A 21,160-nucleotide genomic window follows, 5' to 3' on the forward strand; every position below is an offset into this window, starting at 1 on the left:
CACAGACTGATTATGGAAAATCTGATAAATATATTTGTAAAGTCAATTTTTATTGACAACATGATTTTTGCATACTTCCTGGGGATGTGCTCATACCTGGCTGTATCAAAAACGGTAAAAACTTCTGTCGGACTGGGGATTGCAGTAATCTTTGTACTGGGCATCACCGTGCCGGTCGATTACCTGATCAACAACTATCTTCTCCGCAAGGGAGCCCTTTCGTGGCTGGGCGGCGAGTTTGCCAATGTCGACCTCAGCTTTCTCAGTTTCATCATGTTCATCGCGGTAATCGCCTCAATGGTTCAGCTGGTAGAGATGGTAATCGAGAAGTTCTCCCCTACCCTTTATGCGTCACTCGGTATCTTTCTGCCGCTTATCGCTGTAAACTGCGCCATACTCGGAGGCTCACTCTTTATGCAGGAGCGGGATTACGGATCCATCGCCGAAGCCACGGCATTCGGACTCGGAAGCGGAATCGGCTGGTTTCTTGCCATCGTGGCCATTGCAGCTATCCGGGAAAAAATACGGTATTCCAATGTACCCAAGCCACTCAGGGGCCTGGGCATTACCTTTATCATCACAGGTTTGATGGGCATTGCCTTTATGAGCTTTATGGGCATCAAACTCTAAGATTAATCAGGAAAATTTTATTAAACAGAGAAAAATACTGCCATGGGAACCGGAATTATTGTATTGATAAGCATTGTGGTTTTCCTCACCATAATCCTGCTTCTGGTCGGTGTGCTGCTTTATGTACGTGCAAAACTCACACCTCCGGGAAAAGTAAAAATTACCATCAATGATGAAACCGAGATCGAAGCAGATCCGGGATCATCACTGCTGAGTACCCTCTCGGCACAGAAAATCTTCCTGCCTTCAGCATGCGGAGGCGGCGGAACCTGCGCCATGTGTAAATGCCAGGTTTTTGAAGGCGCCGGCGACATTCTGCCAACCGAAAAGGGCTACTTTACCCGCAAAGAGCAGCAGAACAACTGGCGGCTCGGCTGTCAGGTGAAGGTGCGCGGCGACCTGAAAATCGGCATCCCCAAAGAAATCTTCGGAATTAAGAAATGGGAATGCGAAGTGGTCAGCAACCGCAATGTTGCTACTTTCATCAAAGAATTCGTTGTCAGGCTGCCTGAAGGCGAAACCCTCGATTTTCAATCAGGAGGTTACATCCAGATTGATGTACCCAAGTGTGAGGTCGATTTCAAGGATATCATCGTTGAGGATAAATTCCGCGAAGACTGGGATAAACTGAAGATTTGGGATCTCAAAATGAAAAATCCCGAACCGATTTTCAGGGCATACTCCATGGCCAACCACCCGGCCGAGGGGAACATTGTGATGCTTAACATCCGTATTGCCACCCCACCCTGGGACAGGGCCAAAAATCAGTTTATGAACGTGAATCCCGGAATCTGTTCATCCTACATCTTCTCCCGCAAACCGGGCGACAAGGTAATGGTTTCCGGCCCTTACGGTGAATTCCATATCAAGCACAGCGACAAAGAAATGCTCTACATCGGCGGAGGTGCTGGTATGGCCCCGCTCAGAAGCCAGATTTTCCATATGTTCCACACCGAAAAAACAAACAGGAAAGTGACCTATTGGTATGGAGCACGCTCGTTGCGCGAAGTCTTCTATGATGATGAATTCAAGGCGATTGAAAAGGATTTTCCGAATTTCAAATTCAACATCGCCCTTTCGGAACCTTTGCCGGAGGACAACTGGACAGGCTATACCGGATTTATCCATCAGGTAGTACTCGACAATTACCTCAGCAAACATCCTGAACCTGAGGAAATTGAATTCTACCTCTGCGGCCCGCCCATGATGAACTCAGCCGTATTTAAAATGCTTGATAACCTCGGCGTGCCAAAGGAAAACATTGCATTTGACGATTTCGGAGGATAACAGACTCCTGCCTCTTCGAAAGCCCTGAAACCGGTTCAGGGCTTTTTTTGTGACAACCGGCATAATTTTTCTAATTTCGCACAACCAAAACAAACCAGATGACAAAAACCGGATTTTTGAGCCTGATTGCAGTGTCAGTTGTAATGGCCTCATGCGGAAGAATGCACAATCTCAAGGAAGTTAAACTTAACGGGATGGCACAGGGAACCTATTATGCCATCACCTATTACGATGAGGAAGGAAGGAACTTCCAGCCCGCCATCGACAGTTTTTTCAGGGCATTCGACATGTCAGCCTCGGTTTATCTTAAAGAATCTGTTATTTCAAGGTTCAACAATAATGATTCAACAGCGGTCGCCGACGATGCCTTCACTTATGTATTCAAAAAGGCACAGGAAGTCTCTGAAATGACAGATGGTGCATTCGACATCACCACCATGCCGCTGACCAATGCCTGGGGCTTCGGATTTACCGATGCCATGAAACTCACCCAGGAACAGGTTGACAGTATTCTTCCCCTGGTGAACTACAGAAATATCTCTTTGGAGAACGGCCGGCTTATCAAGGCAGACCCGGCCATTATGATCGATTATAATGCCATCGCGCAGGGCTACTCAGCCGACCTGATCGGAAAAATGCTTGAAACAGAAGGTATAAAAAACTATCTGATCGATGTGGGCGGCGAGGTGCTTGCCAGGGGAGCGAAGCCAGGCGGTAAATTATGGCGGGTCGGCATCGAGAAACCCGCCGGCGAAGGCGATGAAACCCGCACCGTTGACGTGGTGGTAAAACTGAAAGATAAAGCGCTGGCTTCCTCAGGAAACTACCGGAGATATTTCGTGAAAGATGGCGTGAAATACTCTCATACCATCGACCCGAAAACGGGCTATCCCGTTACGCATTCACTGCTGAGTGTTTCGGTACTTGCGGATGACTGCATCTCCGCCGATGCCTTCGCAACGGCATTTATGGTGATGGGTGTTGAAAAGTCTAGGGATTTTCTCAGTAAGCATCCTGGCCTGGAAGCGCATTTCATCTTCAGCGACGCGCAAGGCACCAACCAGCACTGGACCAGCCCGGGACTCGAAAAACTGTTTGAAGATAATAACGCCGAGTAAATCAGGCAGTTTTATTTTCGCAGGAGCTTCCTTCGCTGTTCCCGCAGGTGCATCCCAACCGCTGACCTGTATTGGGGTCAACGCTTGAGCAGGATTTCTTAAACTCCCCTCCCTTTTTCACAAACATTTTTATGGCTATACCGGCAATGGATAATCCGATGATTGCAGTGGCAAGCAGAACGACTTTTAGTATCATTGATCAGAAAAATTAAATTCATTTTACATTGAAGACCAGGCCTTAACAGCCCGGAGAATTCAGCATCAGCACTCAGGCAATATAACAGCAGCTTCCGCTTAATGTTGTTATCAGCCGGTAATTTTTGTCTATCCCAAAGGATGTTGACGCCTGATCTCATAACAGATCAGCGCGGCAGCAATGGAGGCGTTCAGCGATTCAGCGCGGCCTTTGGGTCCTTTTAATGCCCCCGGAATGGTAATCCTTCCGGTGATCAGGGGGATGATCTCTTCCGAAATTCCGTGCGATTCGTTACCTATTACTACTATTCCACCTGTTTTGAACCGGACAGTAGTTACATCTTCCCCTTCGAGCAAGGTACCGTAAACCGGCACTTGCGAAGCATGGGTATTCAAAAATTTCTGAAGATCAACATAATGGAATGGCATCCGGAAAACGGAACCCATACTTGCCTGAACAACCTTTGGATTCCAGATATCGACGCTGCCCGATGCGGCAACAATGCGGTCAATCCCGAACCAATCGGCTGTACGGATGATTGTCCCCAGGTTACCGGGATCCCTGATCTGGTCAAGCGCCAGCACCCAATCACCAGAAAGATCACCCGCAGCAGGGGTTTCCGGAATCCGGGCAATGGCAAGCACCTGATTCGGGGTATTCAGTGCACTTATTTTTTCGAGTTCCTGCTGGCTTATTTCAACAATATCAACAAGGTAACGATGTTTTGGGATATGACTTCCGCTTATCCAGCCGGCAGTGGCAAAAATCTTTTCAACCGCAAAATCGCTGGATAACAATTCATCCACCAGCTTAACCCCTTCGGCGACAAAAAGCCCCTCCTCCTGCCGGTTTTTCGACAGGCGCAGGGAATTGATCAGCTTTAATTGGTTTTTACTCAGCATCCTATTACAGTAGTCCGTTAAGAATTTTAAATGAATTGACTTACAGCGGAATATTAAAACTTGTTTAAAGATAGCAAATCGATCATTATCAATTCGTTGCGTCTTTGCGTCCTTGCGTGATTCTTAAATTTAACAGACTATTGAATGAAAAAAATCCCGGCTTTACGACCGGGATTAAAGTTACAAAAAATCCTCAGTATCGCCTATTCGGCGAATACTTCAAAGTTCACCATTACGCTCACGCCTTTGTGCAGCATAACTTTGGCCTTGTATTCACCTACTTCCTTAACAGAATCGCCATCAAGATGGATCTTTTTACGGTCGATATCGTAATTGAACTGCTCTTTCAGCGCTTCCGCAATCTGCAGTGCATTGACAGAACCGAAAATCTTACCGGTTGATGCAACCTTGGCGCCGATTTTAACTTTCACGTTCTCGAGCAGTTTAACCATTGCTTCGGCTTCGTTGCGGATTTTATCTTCCTTAAATGCTTTCTGCTTCAGGGTTTCAGCATTCATTTTTTTGTTGGCCTCGCTGGCCATAATAGCAAAGCCCTGAGGAATGAGATAATTGCGTGCGTAGCCATCGCGAACCTTTATGATATCAGTTGCATAGCCCAGATTGGGGATGTCTTTCTTGAGAATAACTTCCATGGTATGTTCCCTCCTTTATTTTAAAAGATCAGCCACATAAGGCATCAGGGCAATATGACGGGCCCTTTTAACCGCCTGCGCGACCTTGCGCTGGTATTTGGTTGATGTACCGGTGATGCGGCGGGGAAGGATCTTACCCTGCTCATTCACGAATTTCATAAGGAAGTCAGCATCCTTGTAATCGATATACTTGATCCCGCTCTTTTTGAAGCGGCAGTATTTCTTTTTCTTAACATCGACCGCGATCGGTGTAAGATATTTTATTTCAGAATTGGGTTGATTTGCCATTGTTCAATGAATTTAAAATTTAACCTGATCAGGCTTCCGGATTTGTTTCAGCAACTGCGGCTGCTTTGTTTAAACGCTTTTTCTCGTTGTAGGCAACGGCATGCTTGTCGAGCGCTACGGTGAGGAAACGGAGGATCCGCTCATCACGTTTAAAAGCAACTTCAAGATCTCCGATAAGGCTACCCTCGGATTTGAATTCAATTAAATGATAAAATCCCGAAGTCTTCTTCTGGATAGGATAAGCCAGCTTGCGCAAGCCCCAGTGATCTTCGTGGACTATCTCAGCCCCCTTGTCTTTCAGCAATTTCTGAAATTTTCCAACCGCTTCCTTCATCTGTTCATCAGACAAAACGGGAGTCATAATGAAAACGGTTTCATAGTTTTTCAACATCTGCGTTAGGTTTAATTATTAATTCATGGTGTTTTTAAAACGGATTGCAAAAGTACAAAAAAAATCTGATTTCCAAAGCAAATAAGCAATTCATTTTATATTAACTGATTAATAGCACCTGACTTACCGGAACAATTTTCCTAAATAGATAATTTGACACTGCCTTTAGCCTCCAAAATATCATTCCAGCTGCCTGAAAACCATTCCGGCGATTTTCCTAGCTTATGCAACAAACACTAAAATGGATACTTATTTGCATGGCTTTAAGGCCTGAATTTGACCCCAACTTTAGCCATCACCGACCATAACTAACTATAGGGCAGACGGTTACCTGCAGGAGTTCAAAATATTCATCACTATGCGCTAATAGCCTGCAGATTAATGATTTCACTACAAATAAACTCAGCCGCCCTTCCATCGCCAAACACGGCCGGAAAGTTCACCGGCGGATGATCGAGGAATTGCTCCAGGGCCTGAAGCAAGCGGGCGGTATCCGCATCGGCTAAAATACCGGCACCTGCAGCTGTAATTTCAGTCCATTCCGTTTCGGAGCGGGCTATCACACAGGGCTTTTCAAAGAAATAGGCTTCTTTCTGCACCCCACCCGAATCCGTCAGGATCAAGCGGGCGTTCTTTTCAAGGCGGGTCATATCCAGGAATGAAACCGGCGGAATGATCCTGATCAGATGATTTTCATTTACCGAAGCATATAATTCTTGTGAAAGGTTCTGGCTGAGTAATCCGGAAGTGCGGGGATGCAAAGGCAGTACCACCTGAAGTTGCCGCCGGCGGCTGATGCCGTCAAGGGCTTCAAAGATGGCATTCAACCGTTCGGGGATATCGGTGTTGTTGTCGCGGTGAATGGTAGAAAGCAGGTAGTTCCCCGTTTCATGGCCCAGGCCTTCGAGTATCCGTGACTTTTGCTCAGCCAGTTCCGCAAAGTGAAGGCTGTTGTCGTACATCACATCCCCGCAATGATAGATTTTCGGGTTGTCAATGGTAAAGGGTGGCCGGGCCGAAGCATTAAACCCTTCGCGCAACAGGTTGGCAAACCCGGTGGCCGTCGGGCTGAACAACAGCGTGGAAGCGTGGTCGCACATAATGCGGTTGATCTCCTCGGGCATGGATTTATTGAATGAACGCAGCCCGGCTTCTATATGGGCAATGGGAACATGCATCTTGGATGCCGCGACCGCGCCGGCAAGTGTCGAGTTGGTATCGCCGTATAGGATCAGCATATCTGGCTTTTCCTTTGACAGGATTTCTTCAATTCCCTGTATCATCCGGGCTGTCTGAACGCCATGCTGTCCGCTTCCGACCCCAAGATTATAATCCGGTTTTGGGATGCCCAGTTCATCAAAAAATACCTGCGACATATTTTCATCGTAATGCTGACCGGTATGCACGATAATTTCGGTTATACGGTCAGCAAATCCATTGGCGATGGCCCTGCTCAGGGCTGCAGCTTTGATGATCTGCGGGCGCGCACCGATAACTGTGACTATTTTTATCATAAGAAATATGCTTTTTACGGAGAAAATAGTGTTAAGGACAAAGATCGGGTCATCAGACCAGTTTTACATCTGTCCTTCATCCGCAAAGCTATAATATTTTTCGTCGCCGATAATAAGATGATCAAGCACGGGAAGATCGAGCAGCTGCCCGGCTTCTTTCATTTTGCGGGTTAGCCTGATGTCGGCATCGCTGGGCCTGAGGTTGCCCGAGGGATGGTTGTGGCATAAAATAATGTAAGCCGCATTCTGTTCAAGCGCCATTTTAAATATCTTTTTCGGGTCGGCCACTGTCCCTGCCTGCCCGCCTTCGCTTACCGACATCACGGATATTTTACGGTTGGCCCGGTTGAGAAAGAGCACCCAGAACTCCTCATAAAGGCTGTCGGCAAGATTCGGATAGAATATCTCAAACGCATCCCGGCTGGAAGATATGGTCTTTTTCACCGGAATTTCTGCTGCCCGCCGCCGCATGCCAAGCTCAAGGGCAGCGATGATACTTAACGCCTTTGCTTCGCCTATCCCGTTGTGCCTGGTCAGTTCTTCCGCTGACAGCCTGCTAAGTCCGATAAGATTGTTATCAACCTGCTGGAGCAGATCGCGCCCGAGCTCGACGGCAGAGCGGGTTTTTGTACCAGATCGCAGAAGGATGGCCAACAGTTCGGCATCGCTCAACGCTTCTTTTCCTTTACTGATAAGTTTTTCGCGGGGTTTATCATCTTCAGCCCAGTATTTGATGGGAACCCTGACCTTATTATCATCCATATCTTCTGAATTACATTAAAATAGCTATACATGAAATATAATTCCATAAAGATAATAAATATCAAAACATCATAATACAAAAAAGCCCCCGCACTCACGTACGGGGGCTGTGTGTTAATCTCTGGTAGTTATGCCATTTTATTCACCAGGCGGGTAAGTTTCGACTTAAGGTTACCGGCCTTGTTTTTATGGATAATGGTTTTCTTGGCAAGTTTATCTATCATGGAGATAAGTCCCGGGAGTTTTTCCGAGGCTTCGGCTTTATTATCGAGCGCCCTGAACTTACGAACGGCATTGCGCATGGTCTTTGCATAATACCTGTTACGGATACGACGGGTTTCGTTAGCCCTGATTCTTTTGAGTGACGATTTGTGATTTGCCATTTTGTTAATGCTATGTTAGCAGTCCGTAGGGGAATCGAACCCCTGTTACCAGGATGAAAACCTGGCGTCCTAACCCCTAGACGAACGGACCGTTAGGTATTTCCTTAGGGACTGCAAATGTACAACTAATTTTGAAACCTCCAAACAGTGAATTATTTTTTTTGAACTTTTTTTTGATGCCAATCCCGGGTAGATTTTTAATTAATTCGCATATTACTATTTATCAGCTATTTACATGAACAAGGCGCTTATTGTTTAAATTCCTCATGGTCGGCCTGGAACCGGAAGCCCAGCCTTTTTCCGGTCCTGAGTTTCATGTTTTCGAGGGAAGCCTGCATTTCGAACACGGTAACTTCCTTCACCTGGTCGTATGGAGGGGTGAGCAGGTCGAAGTTAATGGTATACAGAACAGATGATTCTACAATCTGCCGGGCCGACTCTTTTGTCATTACCGACGAGGAAAAATTATTGAAGAGCATGCCGATTTCCCTTTTCCCTTCGATAAAATAATGATTATCCTTATTAACAAAAACCCGGCCTATCATATACCCAAGGTCATTGATGCGGTTATAGCGGAATGAATCGGCAAGAAAATTGTAAATGTTGATGACCCCGCAATAGGAACGTTGCTTGTCATCATGAATATAAGTGGTTTTCATCACTTCATGCATACGCGAAAACTCAAAAATATTGGTATGCATCATAAAAATAAGTACATCACCCCCAAACCGCAGTTCAAGTTCAAACTCTCCCCTGTCACGGTATTCAAAGGGAATGGACTGCTGATTGCCATTATATTTTTGCTGATAATCGGCTACCATTTCAAGAATCACGTTCTTGAAAAGCCGGAAAGTACTATGGGTAATCTGGTAAACATCCTGTTTAAGCTGAGATTTCCGGCGCAGGACTTCAAACAGACTATTGTCAGGCTGATTTGCTTCCATGGTTGCTGATTCGTTAAGGGACTGAATGAATTGTTCGACTTGCCATGCAAACCTACCGAATATTATCTGAAACACCAACGGAAGGATCAAAAATCATGACGGGAATGCATAATTCAGGAAAAGAGTGTAATCAGCGCAGACTTCCGGCCACCGCCATTGCCACTTTCTGCCCGTCCATGGCCGATGAGACAATCCCGCCGGCATACCCGGCCCCTTCGCCGCAGGGATACAACCCTGATAACTGAGGATGTGTAAGTGTGACTTCATCGCGCGGGATGCGAACCGGAGATGAAGTTCGCGATTCCACGGCAATCAGAATCGCTTCCTCTGTTAAGAAACCTTTCATCTTATTATCGAAGTCACGGAATGCCTGTTTCAGCCGGCCGGAGATGAACGGAGGAAGGATTTCATTCAGCGGGAAGCTTTGCAACCCGGGATGATAAGAGCAATCGGGCAGGCTTCCTGAAGCTACATCATTTATAAAGTCTGTCATACGCTGGGCAGGCGCTTTCAACGTTCCACCGGCAGCTTCCCATGCTTTGCGTTCAATTTCCTGTTGCAACCTCAGGGCTGCAAACGGCCCTTCAGGACTATATGCCTGCCAGTCGGAAGGCTCAACAGCCACAGCGATTCCCGAATTGGCAAACGGCGAGTTCCGCCTGGAATTGGACATCCCATTGACGACCACTTCACCGGCACCTGTTGCCGCAGGCACAATAATACCGCCGGGGCACATACAGAAAGAGAAAACGCCCCTGCCCTCAACCTGGGTAACAAGGCTATACGCTGCCGCCGGGATATGAGGACCGCGGTCAGGGATCCGGTATTGGATGGTGTCTATCAGCGCCTGAGGGTGTTCAATCCTGATCCCCAGCGCAAAGGGCTTGGCTTCGATCGTGAGGCCCTGGTTGTGCAGCATTTCATACACATCGCGGGCGGAATGCCCCGTGGCAAGGATTACAGCCCTTGAAAGGAACTCCCTGCCATGCTGGTCAGTCACCCCACGGATCTTTCCTTTATGAGTAATCAGCCCTGTAACCCGGCAGTTAAAATAAAACTCTCCACCCGACTCAAGAATGGTCCTTCTGATGGCGGAAATGATACCCGGCAGCTTGTCCGTGCCGATGTGCGGGTGTGCATCGATCAGAATATCCTCCGGCGCACCGTGTTCAACCAATATTCTGAGCACGGATGAGACATCTCCCCGCTTGGTGGAACGCGTATAGAGCTTACCGTCGGAATAGGTACCTGCCCCACCCTCTCCGAAACAATAATTAGAATCCGGATTCAGCTTTTCTCCGCGGTTCAGTACCGAGATATCAAATTTCCGGGCTTTAACATCTTTCCCTCTCTCCAGAATCACAGGCTTATATCCTTGTTCGATCAGCGTTAATGCTGCATAAAGCCCGGCTGGTCCTGCACCGGCGATGATTACGGGGGGGCGGGTTGATACACCGGGATAGGACTTCCGGACGATCTTTTCCTCAAAAGGCAGATGCTCACCAATAAATACCTCGGCCTTAAGCCTGAAAACAATTTTCTGACGCGCGTCCAACGAGCGCTTGAGGGGCCGGATATGATAAATCCGCCCTTGCGGTACACCCAGCAATGAAGCGGCAATATGCTTCCAGCGCGCAGGATCTCCTGCTTCGGCCGGATTCAGCTTCATCTCAAGGATTTTTCTCATGGAAATTATAATATCTGGCTGATCGGAAATAATGGAATCAAAGCCTGAACAGGCAAGTAAAAAATCAGAACAACCTTCAGCGAATTACTCAAAAGTGAATGAAAGCAGGAACAGTTTGGAGTTCAGACGGTCAACTGCACCAGTGTAGATATTTCCTTCGCGCTTCAGAATGTCGCTCAAACCGTACGACATCTTCAGTTCGATGCCGAACTTAAAAAAAGTGGTGTAAAAATCGAATCCGGCGCCCAATTCGCCGTAAAGATCGCTTCGGTTCAAGGCTACATAAATGTTATTATTCTCTTCCTTTTTCTTTGAGTCACTGGCAAGGTCAATGGCATATTTGGCGCCGGCCAGCCAGTAAGGCCGGACATTATTCAAGCGGCTGCCTTTATATTTGATGTGAAGAGGAAATTCAACAAAGGTTGATTGCATTTTTTTATTGACCAGTATCTGATCTCTTTCTCCTTCGAAATTGGTGATGATTGAATATTCAAGGTCGCGTTCGCCAAAGGAAAGTGAAGGGACAAAACGCAGATCGAAAGACTCCGCCAGTCTCAGGTTCGAAACGATGCCGATGGTAAACCCGAAGGCAGGCTTATGTTCAAGCCCCAGTAACCTGGCAGAATCTGAATACAGATCGGGTGTCTGGAGTGATGAATAGGTAACATTCTGGAATCCGGGTGTTGTTCTGATGGAAAACAACATCTGGTTCATGCCCAGAATAAACCCAAAATGATAAGGGGCCAGGTCATAAGCGGGCAGATTGCGCACCTTCAGCCGCTGGGCGTGTACCCCCGGACTCATCAGGGCAATCAATACAATGGCAAAGATTATGGTAATGGCTTTTCTACGCACAGTTCAATTTTTTGTTCATAACGTTTTCAGGCTGACTTTATTTTATCACTGTCATCGCGCAACCAAAGCGGTTCAGCCGGTTTTCTTTCCGGAATCTGCCAGTAATTCCAATGCCTCTGTCATCAGCCGCTGTCTGTTCACAGGCACAACACCAACAAACTCGCATACCAGGCCTCCGGCCAGATTTGAAAGCGCCGCTGTGAGCCACGAAGACGCCCCGAGTGCACGACACAGTGAGGCAACGCTGATTACCGTATCTCCGGCACCCGAAACATCGGCGATATTGCGAAGGTGCGCAGGAACCAATACCTCATTGGTTTTCCCGTCAGCCTTTTCATTCATATATACCCCGGCCTCCGATAAAGTAACCATTACCGAACGGATGGACTGGCTCTCCTGCAAATGGGAAACTGCAGAACGAATGGATTCAATATCTCCGGAATCAATGTCAATTTTAAGTCCTTCACGCAGTTCCTTGAGATTTGGTTTGAACAGATCAACCCCCCGGTAAGCGTCAAAATGTTTTTTCTTGGGATCAACCACTACCGGAACTCCCTTTGAATTTGCCAGTTTAATGACATCTTCTATCAGTCTTCTTGTCAGCACTCCTTTGTCATAATCCTGAAATATCACTACAGAAACGGGCAATCGCTGCATCAGTTCCCTGATTTTATCAAACAGTCTTTCAACTTCCCGATCATTCAGATCCGTGTCCATTTCTTCGTCCACCCTGAGCATCTGCACTTTATTGCCAATAATTCTGAATTTTGTGGTAGTGATTCTTGAATCGCTCTGCAGAATGCCTTCTCCCGAAATTCCGTCATCCTTCAGCAACTGCATAAACTCCTGTCCACGCTGATCTTCCCCGATAACCGAGCAAAGCACCGGTACCGCGCCCAGGGCCCTGATGTTCAATGCCACATTGGCCGCGCCGCCCAGCAGGTTCTCGCGCTTGTTAAGCTGTACCACGGGGACCGGAGCTTCGGGCGAAATCCGCTCCACCTTTCCCCGGAGATAAGCATCGATCATTACATCTCCCAGGATCAGTACATGCTTTCCTTCAAAATCCCTGAAAAGCTTTTCTATGGTTAGTCGGTCGGTTTTCATCGGTTTCCTGTTTATCCCGGTATTATCTGAAAAGGCTTGCAAAGATAAGTATTCAGAACCAATTGGCGAAGCGGGCAAAAACAGCATCAGGAAATGTCCTGCTACTTTTCAAAAAACATTTCATTGAAATTGACCAGGTAAACTTCGGTGGTCGAGCGGGTCAGCGCGGTGTACAACCACCTGACAAAACCGGCGTCCACCATTTCTGCAGTCAGATAGCCATGGTCAATAAATACGGCATCCCACTGCCCGCCCTGGGTTTTATGGCAGGTAAGCGCATAGGCAAACTTGGCCTGAACGGCATTATAAAACTGACTGCTTTTCACCTTTTCAACCCTGGCTTTTTCAGATGTAATCTCAGTGTAATCAAGAAGAATTTCATCAAAGAGTTTCTGCATCTCCTCCTGGGGCATATTGGGCGTATTCGTGTTCATGGAGTCAAGCAGCAGTTTCACGTCAATTACCTCTTCTTCAGGATAATCAACCAGCTTGATACTCACATCCGCGAACCTGTATCCGTACATTTCTCCGATATGTCTTATTCTGCGCACCTCCGCCATATCGCCATTGGCTATAAACCCGGCTTTCGCTCCCGAAGGCAGCCAGAAATAATTATTCCGGGTTATCATAATGATATCGCCGGCCGAGAGTTCTGTTTCCCTGAAAAGCAGCCGTGCGCGCACCTCATTGTTAAAAAGGTTGGCGCGTTTGTTCGACCGTGTGATGATTGCCGTGTTTTCAACCCCAAACCTTGAGTAGCATGAATTGAGGGCATCTTCGAAGGAAGCGCCGTCAATCATCCGGATATCTTCAAACCCCCGGAGGTGAAAAAACGGCAATTCCGGTTTCTCAGGGGTTAATTGCCGCCTCAGACGGGTGGCATTGGTAAGTATTCCGCTTTCCAGCGATTGACGCACGACTTCATGCAACTCATAAACAACAGTATCCAGGTGGTACTGATTATTCAGAATATCCTCATCCAATGCCGGGCTTTCTTCATTGCCGACAGGAGGTAACTGCGCCCGGTCGCCGATCAGGATAAGTCGGCATCCCTCACTGCTGTATACATAAGTAATCAGGTCGTCGAGCAGGTCGCGGTGGCCATAGATGCCGGATTCCCCGGCTCCCCCCGGTCCGGGAATCATCGAAGCCTCATCTACAATAAAAAGCGAATATTTATGGGGATTGGCCGAAAGTTCCATCCTCAGTTTGCCATCCTCCGCAGAAATGGCTTTATAAATCTTCCGGTGAATTGTCAACGCCTGCTTTCTTGAGTAAGAAGCCAGCACCTTGGCGGCCCTTCCGGTGGGGGCCAGCAATACGGATTGCAATCCGGCAAGGGGGAGTATCCTCACCAGCGCGCTCACCAGTGAAGTTTTACCGGTACCGGCGTAACCGCGAAGCAGAAAAGCGGGCTGCCGGTGAGGTTTTTGCGGCTCAGTGATAAAGGTACTCAGTAACTGAACCAGCGTTTTCTGACCTTCCGTAGGCTCGTGCCCCAGTTCATTCAATATATTGCCGGCCATCAGCCGTGTATCCAATTCAATCATGTTGTTTTTTCCGTATCAGAAAGGATAACCAATTCCAAAATTCCAGGTAATATCGCGCAACTGAAATTTTGATATGCTGAACCACCGGCTATCTGTTAATTTTCCGGGGTCATAAACCGGCAATCCCCCGTCAATCCTGAAGATAAAAAAGCTGAAATCGAACCGGAGACCCAATCCTGTATCCAATGCCAAGGAAGCAGGTAATTTTTTCAAATCCAGCTTTCCCCCGGGAAAGTCTTCATTCTCCCTGAGCAGCCAGATATTTCCGGCATCAACAAATAATGCGCCATTCAGAAAGCTATACATTGGAAAACGGTATTCCAGGTTCGCTTCAAGCCAGATATCACCAACACGTTCAAACCCGGATTTTACAGGGGTATAGTACTCACCCGGGCCCACAGACCTGATTGGCCAACCGCGCAATCCATTGGCTCCTCCGGCAAAAAAGCCCTTTTCAAAAGGCAGTACGGATGAGTTTCCGTAAGGAACGCCCACCCCCAATGCCGCCCTGTATACCAGTTGCTGTTTTGCCGTCAAAGGCTTATAATAACGGAAGTCAAAATCTGTCCTTATATACTGGGCAAATCTGATCCTGAAAAGGGTAAAGTTCCCATCCTCATCTACGGGTGCATTTGCAATATTGCTGTAAAGATTAAGAAGATTCCCGGCAGATTCGAAATTAGCCCTGAAATAGAAATAATTTTTCTTACTGGAAAGATTCTGATTATTAAAGATAAAGGAATACTTCAGGGCCATCACCAGGTGATCGGTGTATTGATTCAGGTACCGCGGATCTTTAAAATCCTTTAAAATGGCATTGAAAGTGCTGTCGCGAACAATGCTCACCGAACTCAGTTCAACAGGTGAAAAAAGATGCCGGGTGGTATTGCTGCTATACCAGTCATAGCCAAACGAAGCATAACTCACATACCTGGTATAATAACTTCGCTGCTGATAATTAAGACCAAGAGCAACAGTGGTTTTCGCCCTGTAATTCCGGTTGATTCCCTCTATCCGGAAAGGGCTGAGTAATGTTGGAAAATCCAGACCTGTTTCAACCCCAGCCTCAAGTGAATTAAAGATTCCTGCCCGGGTTTCAATTCCCAGCCCGAGGTCCGGTTCAACCTCGAAAGCGCCACGCAACTTTAACCTGAATGTTTCCGCCCCTCTGAAAATATTCCTGTTGCGGTAATTCAAACTGCCTCCCAACCCAACAAATCCTCCTGCATTGGTGGCCTCTACTTCAGGATTAATCATATTCACCGGACTTCGTACCATTCGGATATCACAGTCGAGCAGCGAAATGCCCTCAGGTTGCAGTTCAGGCGCAATTTCGGCAGGATTCAGGTTCACGGACACAAATCTGCTTAAACCCAGGTTCTGAAGGCGATTATAGGTGAGATTAATTTTTTGCTGGTTAAAAGGGGTTCCGGGTTGAATAAATACTGCCCTTGATAATGCTGCAGGCCGTATACGCAACCTGTTTTTGTATATCAGGTAAAAATCGGGATTTGGCTGAAGCAGCGTATCGTGATTTTTCCTGTATGCAAGAGTATCATTTGTCGGTAAAGAATCGCCAACCATTTCAGCAAAGTTGGTATTCACAAAAATATTGCTGATAAAATAACGCTGGTGGGGACGGAATGAAGCTGAATCCATCAGACCGGAAGGTTTTGTCCTGACATTCTCAATCCTGACTTTGATGTCAGCTTTACACTTTTCTCTTGTCGTATCTACTTCAAAAAAAATATATTCCCGTGAAAAAGCATAGTAGCCGGCATCTTTCAGTACCCGGGTGATGCGTTCGCGTTCATCCCGAATCAGATAAGCATCGTACTGCTTTCCTGAAGTAATCAGCGAAGCCGTTCCTTCTGTATTAAGGAAATAACGAAGGCTGTCGTCCGGAATATCAAAAACCACTTGTCCGAAAATAAACGGATCTTTGGTTTTGGTCTGATAATTTACAAAAGCCCTGGCCCCCCTGAATTCTATCCTGCGCTGCACTTCTGCGCCAAAGTAGCCTTTGTTGTTAAGATAGACCCTCATAGGGATGAGGGAGTTGTCAATCAATGCAGAATCGAGCAATACGGGAGCTCTTCCAAGGTTATTCCGCATCCACCGCTTGAATTTCCGGTCTTTTCCACCTGAATTCAAATCATAAACCAATACCCCGGGCCTGAATAAACCCAGAAATTTCCGGTTGGGCTTTGGCTGAGCGAAGTTAAGAAGGTCGTATGTGTCGATACCCGGCCTGTCCGCCTTAACACTGTGCCCGGCCATAAGATAACCACCCCTTTTCTGAACCTTCCTGGCAGGACTGCAGGAAGCAAACAGCAGCAATAATGCCGTATAAAATGTTAAGCGAAGAATTAAGGTCGAATTACGAAGCATGGTTAAGTTCTGCATGCAAATTTAATGTAAATGTGGATTGACAGATACATTGAACAGTTGAATAACGCATCTTATAACAGGTTCAGATTTCTGAAACTGTTCTACCTAAAATTTTGTCAATGATTACTTTATCCGGAAACATTGCTGTCCGGTTAATTATGAGATTCTTCTCCCGCATTTTGCGGGATCAGAATGACTTTGACTTACATGGGTTTGAGGAAGAAGGGGCCTGGTGTCGGCTATTCCACCACCAAGCCCCCTATAATTATCGTTAATGTATTGTCATTCTGAACGTAACGTTGTAAATTGAAGAACCAATCCCGATAGCTGTCGGAAGGGCTCACCAAAGGTAATCTCATAACTACTTCCAAAGGTTTACCGGCCAATAATGATCCGGAAAAAATCATGCTATAACTCAATTTCATGCAAATCAAAGAGATATTCAAATATAAAACATTGTTTTTCTGCTACTTATCTTTTATTCATTTTTTTAGCTTTTTTTTCATTGCGCTATTGCCAGAATCAAAATTGTGATTAAATTTGCAGCCTCATTCGACGCGTACATTATCAATGTAAGCAGAAAATCGGGAGCATAGCTCAGCTGGTTCAGAGCACCTGCCTTACAAGCAGGGGGTCACAGGTTCGAACCCTGTTGCTCCCACAACAAAAAGCCACTAAACGTGGCTTTTTTGCATTTATGCCATATACTTATATACTCTTTTCTGAAAGCCTTAACAGATTTTATACCGGTTCAACCAGAGATACTGTAGATGTAAGACTCTACAAACATAATAACAGGCACTCCGGGTTTACCGCAGGCGCCAGGGATTGGGTGGTTGTTTTTTCAGAATACTTTGACAATTATGTTGATGCCAGAGCAAGGGAGTTACAAATCAAAGCCTGGAAGAGCAGAAGAAGCATTATTCAATTGATTGAGAAAGCCAGAAACGGTTCAGGGCATCCCGGCTGACAGCCGGGAGGGTCACAGGTTCGAACCCTGTTGCTCCCACAACAAAAAGCCACTAAACGTGGCTTTTTTGCATTTATGCCATACACTTATATACTCTTTTCTGAAAGCCTTAACAGATTTTATACCGGTTCGACCAGAGATACTGTAGATGTGAGACTTTACAAACACAAGAACAGGCACTCCGGGTTTACCGCAGGCGCCATGGATTGGGTGGTTGTTTTTTCAGAATACTTTGACAATTATGTTGATGACAGAGCAAGGGAGTTACAGATCAAAGCCTGGAAAAACAGAAGAAGCATTATTCAATTGATTGAGAAAACCAGAAACGGTTCAGGGCATCCCGGCTGACAGCCGGGAGGGTCACAGGTTCGAACCCTGTTGCTCCCACAACAAAAAGCCACTAAACGTGGCTTTTTTGCATTTATGCCATATATATATACTATTTTCTGAAAGCCTTATCCTCAACCTTAGCCTTAACTTTATTTTCTCTCCTTTCCACTCAATCCGCGCAGAGTTCTTATTTTTACAATTCTAATCAATAATTGCTCGAATATGTTTCCATACAGGATCGGCATGGGTTACGATGTTCATCAACTGGCTGACGGACTTCCATTCGTACTGGGAGGCGTCAGGATAGATCACTCAAGAGGAGCCGTCGGGCATTCTGATGCCGATGTCCTGCTCCATGCGATTTGCGATGCCTTGCTGGGGGCCGCCGGGCTCCGGGACATCGGTTATCATTTTCCTGATAGTTCGGATGAATACAAAGGGATTGACAGCAGAATTCTGCTCAAACACACCATCAGGTTGTTGAGTGAAAATGAATGGCAGACCGGCAACATCGATTGCACCATAGCACTGCAGCGCCCTAAGATTGCCGGTTATATTCAGAAAATGCAGGAAGAAATCGAGACCTTAACAGGATCAGGGCCAGGCAGTGTATCTGTTAAAGCGACAACCACAGAGCATCTGGGGTTTACAGGCCGCGAGGAGGGGGTTGCCGCCTGGGCTGTTGCACTGATCTATAAATCCGGTTCAGATCATTTTAACCATTGATATTCTCTTTATCCCTGCCACTAAATAACAACCAGAGAAAAGCACACCAAGGCCACCATGACCATAAAATACATCCCTGCGCATCAGATTGACAAACCCGCATGGGATAACTGCATCCGGTCAGCAGTAAATGGAAATATTTATGCATTTTCCTGGTATCTTGACCTGATGTGCGACAGTTGGGATGCTTTGGTTGCCGATGAATACAGCGCAGTTTTTCCACTGACCTTCAGGCAAAAGGCGGGCGTCACCTATCTGTACCAGCCATTTTTCACACAACAACTCGGCATATTCTCTATCAACCACCTTACACCGGAATCAGTAGAACAGTTTTTGCAAGCGATTCCCGAAAAATTCAGGTTTGCGGAAATTAATCTCAATACCTTTAACAAGCCTGATGCAGTTCGTTGGAGAATCATTCAAAGCATCAATCATGAACTCGATCTGATTGAACCATACGAGCAGATCAGCCGGGGTTATTCGGAGAACATACGCCGCAACATTTCCAAAGCAGCGAAAAACGGCATTACCATTTCAACAAATGTCAAACCCGAAGAGATAATCACCCTTTTCAGAAGCAACAAAGGCCTAAATATCAGCCATTTGGGCGAATATGATTACAGACGCCTGTTACGACTGATCTACCAATGCCTTCACGATCATAAGGCAATTTGCTATGGTGCTTATACCAGCAACAATACCTTCTGCGCGGGAGCCGTTTTCGTTTTCAGCCACCGGAAAGCCATATTCCTGTTTTCAGCTACCGGAGCGGAAGCGAGAACCACTGGCGCCATGTCATTCCTGATCGATCGTTTTATCCAGGATTCGAGTGGCAATCACCTCACCCTTGACTTCGAAGGCTCAAATGATTCCAATCTGGCAAGGTTTTACCGTGGTTTCGGGGCTAAAGTTATCACCTACCCTTCACTCAGATTTAATCGCTTGCCCTTGCACCTGAACATGATGATGAAAATTGTCAAAATGCTGAGAAAGATTTACCTGAAAAAATAAATCACCGGAATGTCTTACCAGCCTGCTTTTAACAGAAAGCCCCGGAATTCCGGGGCTTTCTGTTAAAAATTGCTGAATTATCTTATCATCAGTTCTGATTATTCTGTTTCTGGAAAGCTTCAAAGTCGAAGTGCAGGGTAAACCTGAGTGTATTCTCCAGCGGATTTTTAGCCTGGCCTCCGGTAGGAATCAGATAGGCAAAATCAAGACCGAAAACATTGTAGCGCAAACCGGCACCAAGGGTAAAGAATTTCCTGTTTCCTTTTGTCCTGTCCTCATGGAAGTATCCCCCGCGAATGGCAAACTGTTTGTCATACCAGTATTCCACGCCAACGGCGAATGACAATTCACGGATCTCTTCGTTGAACCCGCCGGGTGCATCAAAAAATGACTGGAACATTCCGACCGGAACAGATACATTGGGATCTTTACCTTTAAAGATCAACTGGTTTCCATTGTCATCGTAAATCGGCTGTCCGGTCAATGAATCGGTAGCATATATCGGAGGTGTGGGAATCAGCAGTTTGTTGATGTCAACCATAAATGAAAGCCGGTTATACTCATCAATGTCCAGGGTAAGTGAAGGGCCTAAACGGAGGTTGGTAGGAATAAAATCGCGCTGTGTATTGTCGTCAGAATAGGAAATTTTCGCCCCAATGTTGCTGATATTAAGACCCCAGGCAAAGAATCCTTCCATATTCGGAAACTCAACGTCATGACGTGAATAAATGGCAATATCGGCCGCAATGGAGTTGCCGGGTTTGGTGGAAGCACCACCAACGCTCTGCCCTTGTGTCAGATTGGAGTGGATGAAGCGGGCGGTTACGGCTCCCGATAAGTTTTTAGTCAGCATTCTCGAATAAGAACCGCTTATGGCAAACTCGTTGGGCCTGTAATTACCGATTGTAGCTCCCTGAATATCAGTAAATGTGATATCTCCCAGGGAAAAATAAAGCAGGGAGCCGGAAACCACCTGATTGTTTCCCAATTTTTTGTATCCGGTAAGATAAGCAAGATTAATATCGCTGACAAGGGCCCGCAACCATGGGCTGTATGACAGTGAAAATCCCATCTCATTCTCAATGTATGAATATTTTGCCGGATTCCAGTGCATGGAATTGGCATCGGGCGTACTCGAAACACCAGCCTCTCCCATCCCGCCTGAACGCGCATCTGGAGCTATCTGCAGGAATGGAACCGCAGTGGTGATAGTATTCAAATCCTGTCCAATATAGGTTGTTGATTGAGCATTGATGGATTCAGAAAAAAAAGCAAAAAGGCCGGTAACAAGGCATAATTGCAGAACCGATTTAATACGCATACAGTACTTTTTGATTGAAGTGTGCAAAGTTATTGATAATTTCTAAACGAACGAACGTTAAACAAACGATTACAGCCGGAGTTTATTGCACCGGGTACATTTTTGCAGGATATCAGGTAATAACATCGTAAATGGTCTTTTATT

The 21,160-nt window shown here is 46.3% G+C and carries 22 protein-coding genes and 2 tRNA genes; 8 read left to right on the forward strand and 16 right to left on the reverse strand.

Going from position 1 to position 21,160, the window contains the following annotated elements:
* The first annotated feature begins 12 nt into the window (after window positions 1-12).
* The 3 genes from nqrE (at window position 13) to TBC1_RS15680 (ending at window position 3,035) form a co-directional block, all read left to right on the forward strand.
* On the forward strand, window positions 13-630 hold the full coding sequence (gene nqrE / locus TBC1_RS15670; protein ID WP_062044912.1) for an NADH:ubiquinone reductase (Na(+)-transporting) subunit E: 618 nt from the start codon (window positions 13-15) through the stop codon (window positions 628-630).
* A 42-nt stretch (window positions 631-672) separates the two neighbouring features.
* A complete protein-coding gene (gene nqrF / locus TBC1_RS15675; protein ID WP_062044914.1) occupies window positions 673-1,917 on the forward strand; it encodes an NADH:ubiquinone reductase (Na(+)-transporting) subunit F in 1,245 nt (414 codons plus the stop codon).
* A 98-nt stretch (window positions 1,918-2,015) separates the two neighbouring features.
* A complete protein-coding gene (locus TBC1_RS15680) occupies window positions 2,016-3,035 on the forward strand; it encodes an FAD:protein FMN transferase (protein WP_062044916.1) in 1,020 nt (339 codons plus the stop codon).
* Between the two features lies 1 nt (window position 3,036).
* Here the strand turns inward: TBC1_RS15680 and TBC1_RS15685 are convergent, their stop codons facing one another.
* The 15 genes from TBC1_RS15685 to tamL form a co-directional block, all read right to left on the reverse strand.
* Entirely contained in the window at window positions 3,037-3,231 is a 195-nt protein-coding gene (locus tag TBC1_RS15685) for a hypothetical protein (RefSeq protein ID WP_062044918.1), read from the reverse strand.
* Window positions 3,232-3,359: 128 nt separating this feature from the next.
* Entirely contained in the window at window positions 3,360-4,133 is a 774-nt protein-coding gene (locus tag TBC1_RS15690) for a TrmH family RNA methyltransferase (protein WP_062044920.1), read from the reverse strand.
* Window positions 4,134-4,336: 203 nt separating this feature from the next.
* On the reverse strand, window positions 4,337-4,786 hold the full coding sequence (gene rplI, locus TBC1_RS15695) for a 50S ribosomal protein L9 (protein WP_062044922.1): 450 nt from the start codon (window positions 4,784-4,786) through the stop codon (window positions 4,337-4,339).
* 15 nt (window positions 4,787-4,801) lie between these two features.
* The gene (gene rpsR / locus TBC1_RS15700; protein ID WP_062044923.1) at window positions 4,802-5,074 is read right to left on the reverse strand and encodes a 30S ribosomal protein S18; all 273 of its coding nucleotides are present in this window, start codon (window positions 5,072-5,074) and stop codon (window positions 4,802-4,804) included.
* A gap of 28 nt (window positions 5,075-5,102) precedes the next feature.
* A complete protein-coding gene (gene rpsF / locus TBC1_RS15705) occupies window positions 5,103-5,462 on the reverse strand; it encodes a 30S ribosomal protein S6 (RefSeq protein ID WP_172668940.1) in 360 nt (119 codons plus the stop codon).
* 359 nt (window positions 5,463-5,821) lie between these two features.
* Complete coding sequence (gene wecB / locus TBC1_RS15710) at window positions 5,822-6,979, reverse strand: non-hydrolyzing UDP-N-acetylglucosamine 2-epimerase (RefSeq protein ID WP_172668916.1); 1,158 nt, start codon at window positions 6,977-6,979, stop codon at window positions 5,822-5,824.
* 63 nt (window positions 6,980-7,042) lie between these two features.
* On the reverse strand, window positions 7,043-7,741 hold the full coding sequence (radC, locus tag TBC1_RS15715; RefSeq protein WP_062044928.1) for a RadC family protein: 699 nt from the start codon (window positions 7,739-7,741) through the stop codon (window positions 7,043-7,045).
* A gap of 128 nt (window positions 7,742-7,869) precedes the next feature.
* The gene (gene rpsT, locus TBC1_RS15720; RefSeq protein WP_062044931.1) at window positions 7,870-8,124 is read right to left on the reverse strand and encodes a 30S ribosomal protein S20; all 255 of its coding nucleotides are present in this window, start codon (window positions 8,122-8,124) and stop codon (window positions 7,870-7,872) included.
* A 19-nt stretch (window positions 8,125-8,143) separates the two neighbouring features.
* Window positions 8,144-8,215, reverse strand: a tRNA-Glu gene (locus tag TBC1_RS15725).
* A gap of 157 nt (window positions 8,216-8,372) precedes the next feature.
* A complete protein-coding gene (locus tag TBC1_RS15730; protein WP_137305794.1) occupies window positions 8,373-9,068 on the reverse strand; it encodes a hypothetical protein in 696 nt (231 codons plus the stop codon).
* A gap of 130 nt (window positions 9,069-9,198) precedes the next feature.
* Window positions 9,199-10,755, reverse strand: coding sequence for an NAD(P)/FAD-dependent oxidoreductase (locus tag TBC1_RS15735; protein ID WP_062044936.1), 1,557 nt, complete (start codon window positions 10,753-10,755; stop codon window positions 9,199-9,201).
* 84 nt (window positions 10,756-10,839) lie between these two features.
* Window positions 10,840-11,610: a type IX secretion/gliding motility protein PorT/SprT gene (gene porT / locus TBC1_RS15740; RefSeq protein ID WP_062044938.1), complete on the reverse strand. Its 771-nt coding sequence runs from the start codon at window positions 11,608-11,610 to the stop codon at window positions 10,840-10,842.
* A gap of 72 nt (window positions 11,611-11,682) precedes the next feature.
* Window positions 11,683-12,717 (reverse strand): bifunctional heptose 7-phosphate kinase/heptose 1-phosphate adenyltransferase, encoded by a 1,035-nt coding sequence (locus TBC1_RS15745; RefSeq protein WP_062045657.1) that lies wholly within the window; start codon window positions 12,715-12,717, stop codon window positions 11,683-11,685.
* A gap of 101 nt (window positions 12,718-12,818) precedes the next feature.
* Window positions 12,819-14,267, reverse strand: a complete 1,449-nt coding sequence (locus TBC1_RS15750; RefSeq protein ID WP_236695686.1) for an ATP-dependent DNA helicase — start codon at window positions 14,265-14,267, stop codon at window positions 12,819-12,821.
* A 15-nt stretch (window positions 14,268-14,282) separates the two neighbouring features.
* Window positions 14,283-16,673, reverse strand: a complete 2,391-nt coding sequence (tamL, locus tag TBC1_RS15755) for a translocation and assembly module lipoprotein TamL (RefSeq protein ID WP_082189668.1) — start codon at window positions 16,671-16,673, stop codon at window positions 14,283-14,285.
* Window positions 16,674-17,244: 571 nt separating this feature from the next.
* On the opposite strand from tamL, the gene TBC1_RS15760 reads away from it, so the two are divergent.
* From TBC1_RS15760 to TBC1_RS15780, 5 genes are all read left to right on the forward strand, one after another.
* A tRNA-Val gene (locus TBC1_RS15760) sits at window positions 17,245-17,319 on the forward strand.
* 36 nt (window positions 17,320-17,355) lie between these two features.
* A complete protein-coding gene (locus TBC1_RS15765) occupies window positions 17,356-17,628 on the forward strand; it encodes a GIY-YIG nuclease family protein (RefSeq protein WP_062044942.1) in 273 nt (90 codons plus the stop codon).
* Between the two features lie 75 nt (window positions 17,629-17,703).
* A complete protein-coding gene (locus TBC1_RS15770) occupies window positions 17,704-17,976 on the forward strand; it encodes a GIY-YIG nuclease family protein (protein ID WP_062044944.1) in 273 nt (90 codons plus the stop codon).
* Window positions 17,977-18,180: 204 nt separating this feature from the next.
* Window positions 18,181-18,684 (forward strand): 2-C-methyl-D-erythritol 2,4-cyclodiphosphate synthase, encoded by a 504-nt coding sequence (gene ispF / locus TBC1_RS15775; RefSeq protein WP_062044946.1) that lies wholly within the window; start codon window positions 18,181-18,183, stop codon window positions 18,682-18,684.
* Between the two features lie 57 nt (window positions 18,685-18,741).
* A complete protein-coding gene (locus tag TBC1_RS15780) occupies window positions 18,742-19,695 on the forward strand; it encodes a hypothetical protein (RefSeq protein WP_062044948.1) in 954 nt (317 codons plus the stop codon).
* A gap of 88 nt (window positions 19,696-19,783) precedes the next feature.
* Here TBC1_RS15780 and porV read toward each other — a convergent pair whose 3' ends face one another.
* Complete coding sequence (gene porV / locus TBC1_RS15785; RefSeq protein ID WP_062044950.1) at window positions 19,784-21,016, reverse strand: type IX secretion system outer membrane channel protein PorV; 1,233 nt, start codon at window positions 21,014-21,016, stop codon at window positions 19,784-19,786.
* Between the last annotated feature and the right edge of the window lie 144 nt (window positions 21,017-21,160).

It is taken from the genome of Lentimicrobium saccharophilum (genome assembly GCF_001192835.1).
In the GTDB taxonomy this organism is placed as follows: Bacteria; Bacteroidota; Bacteroidia; order Bacteroidales; family Lentimicrobiaceae; genus Lentimicrobium; species Lentimicrobium saccharophilum.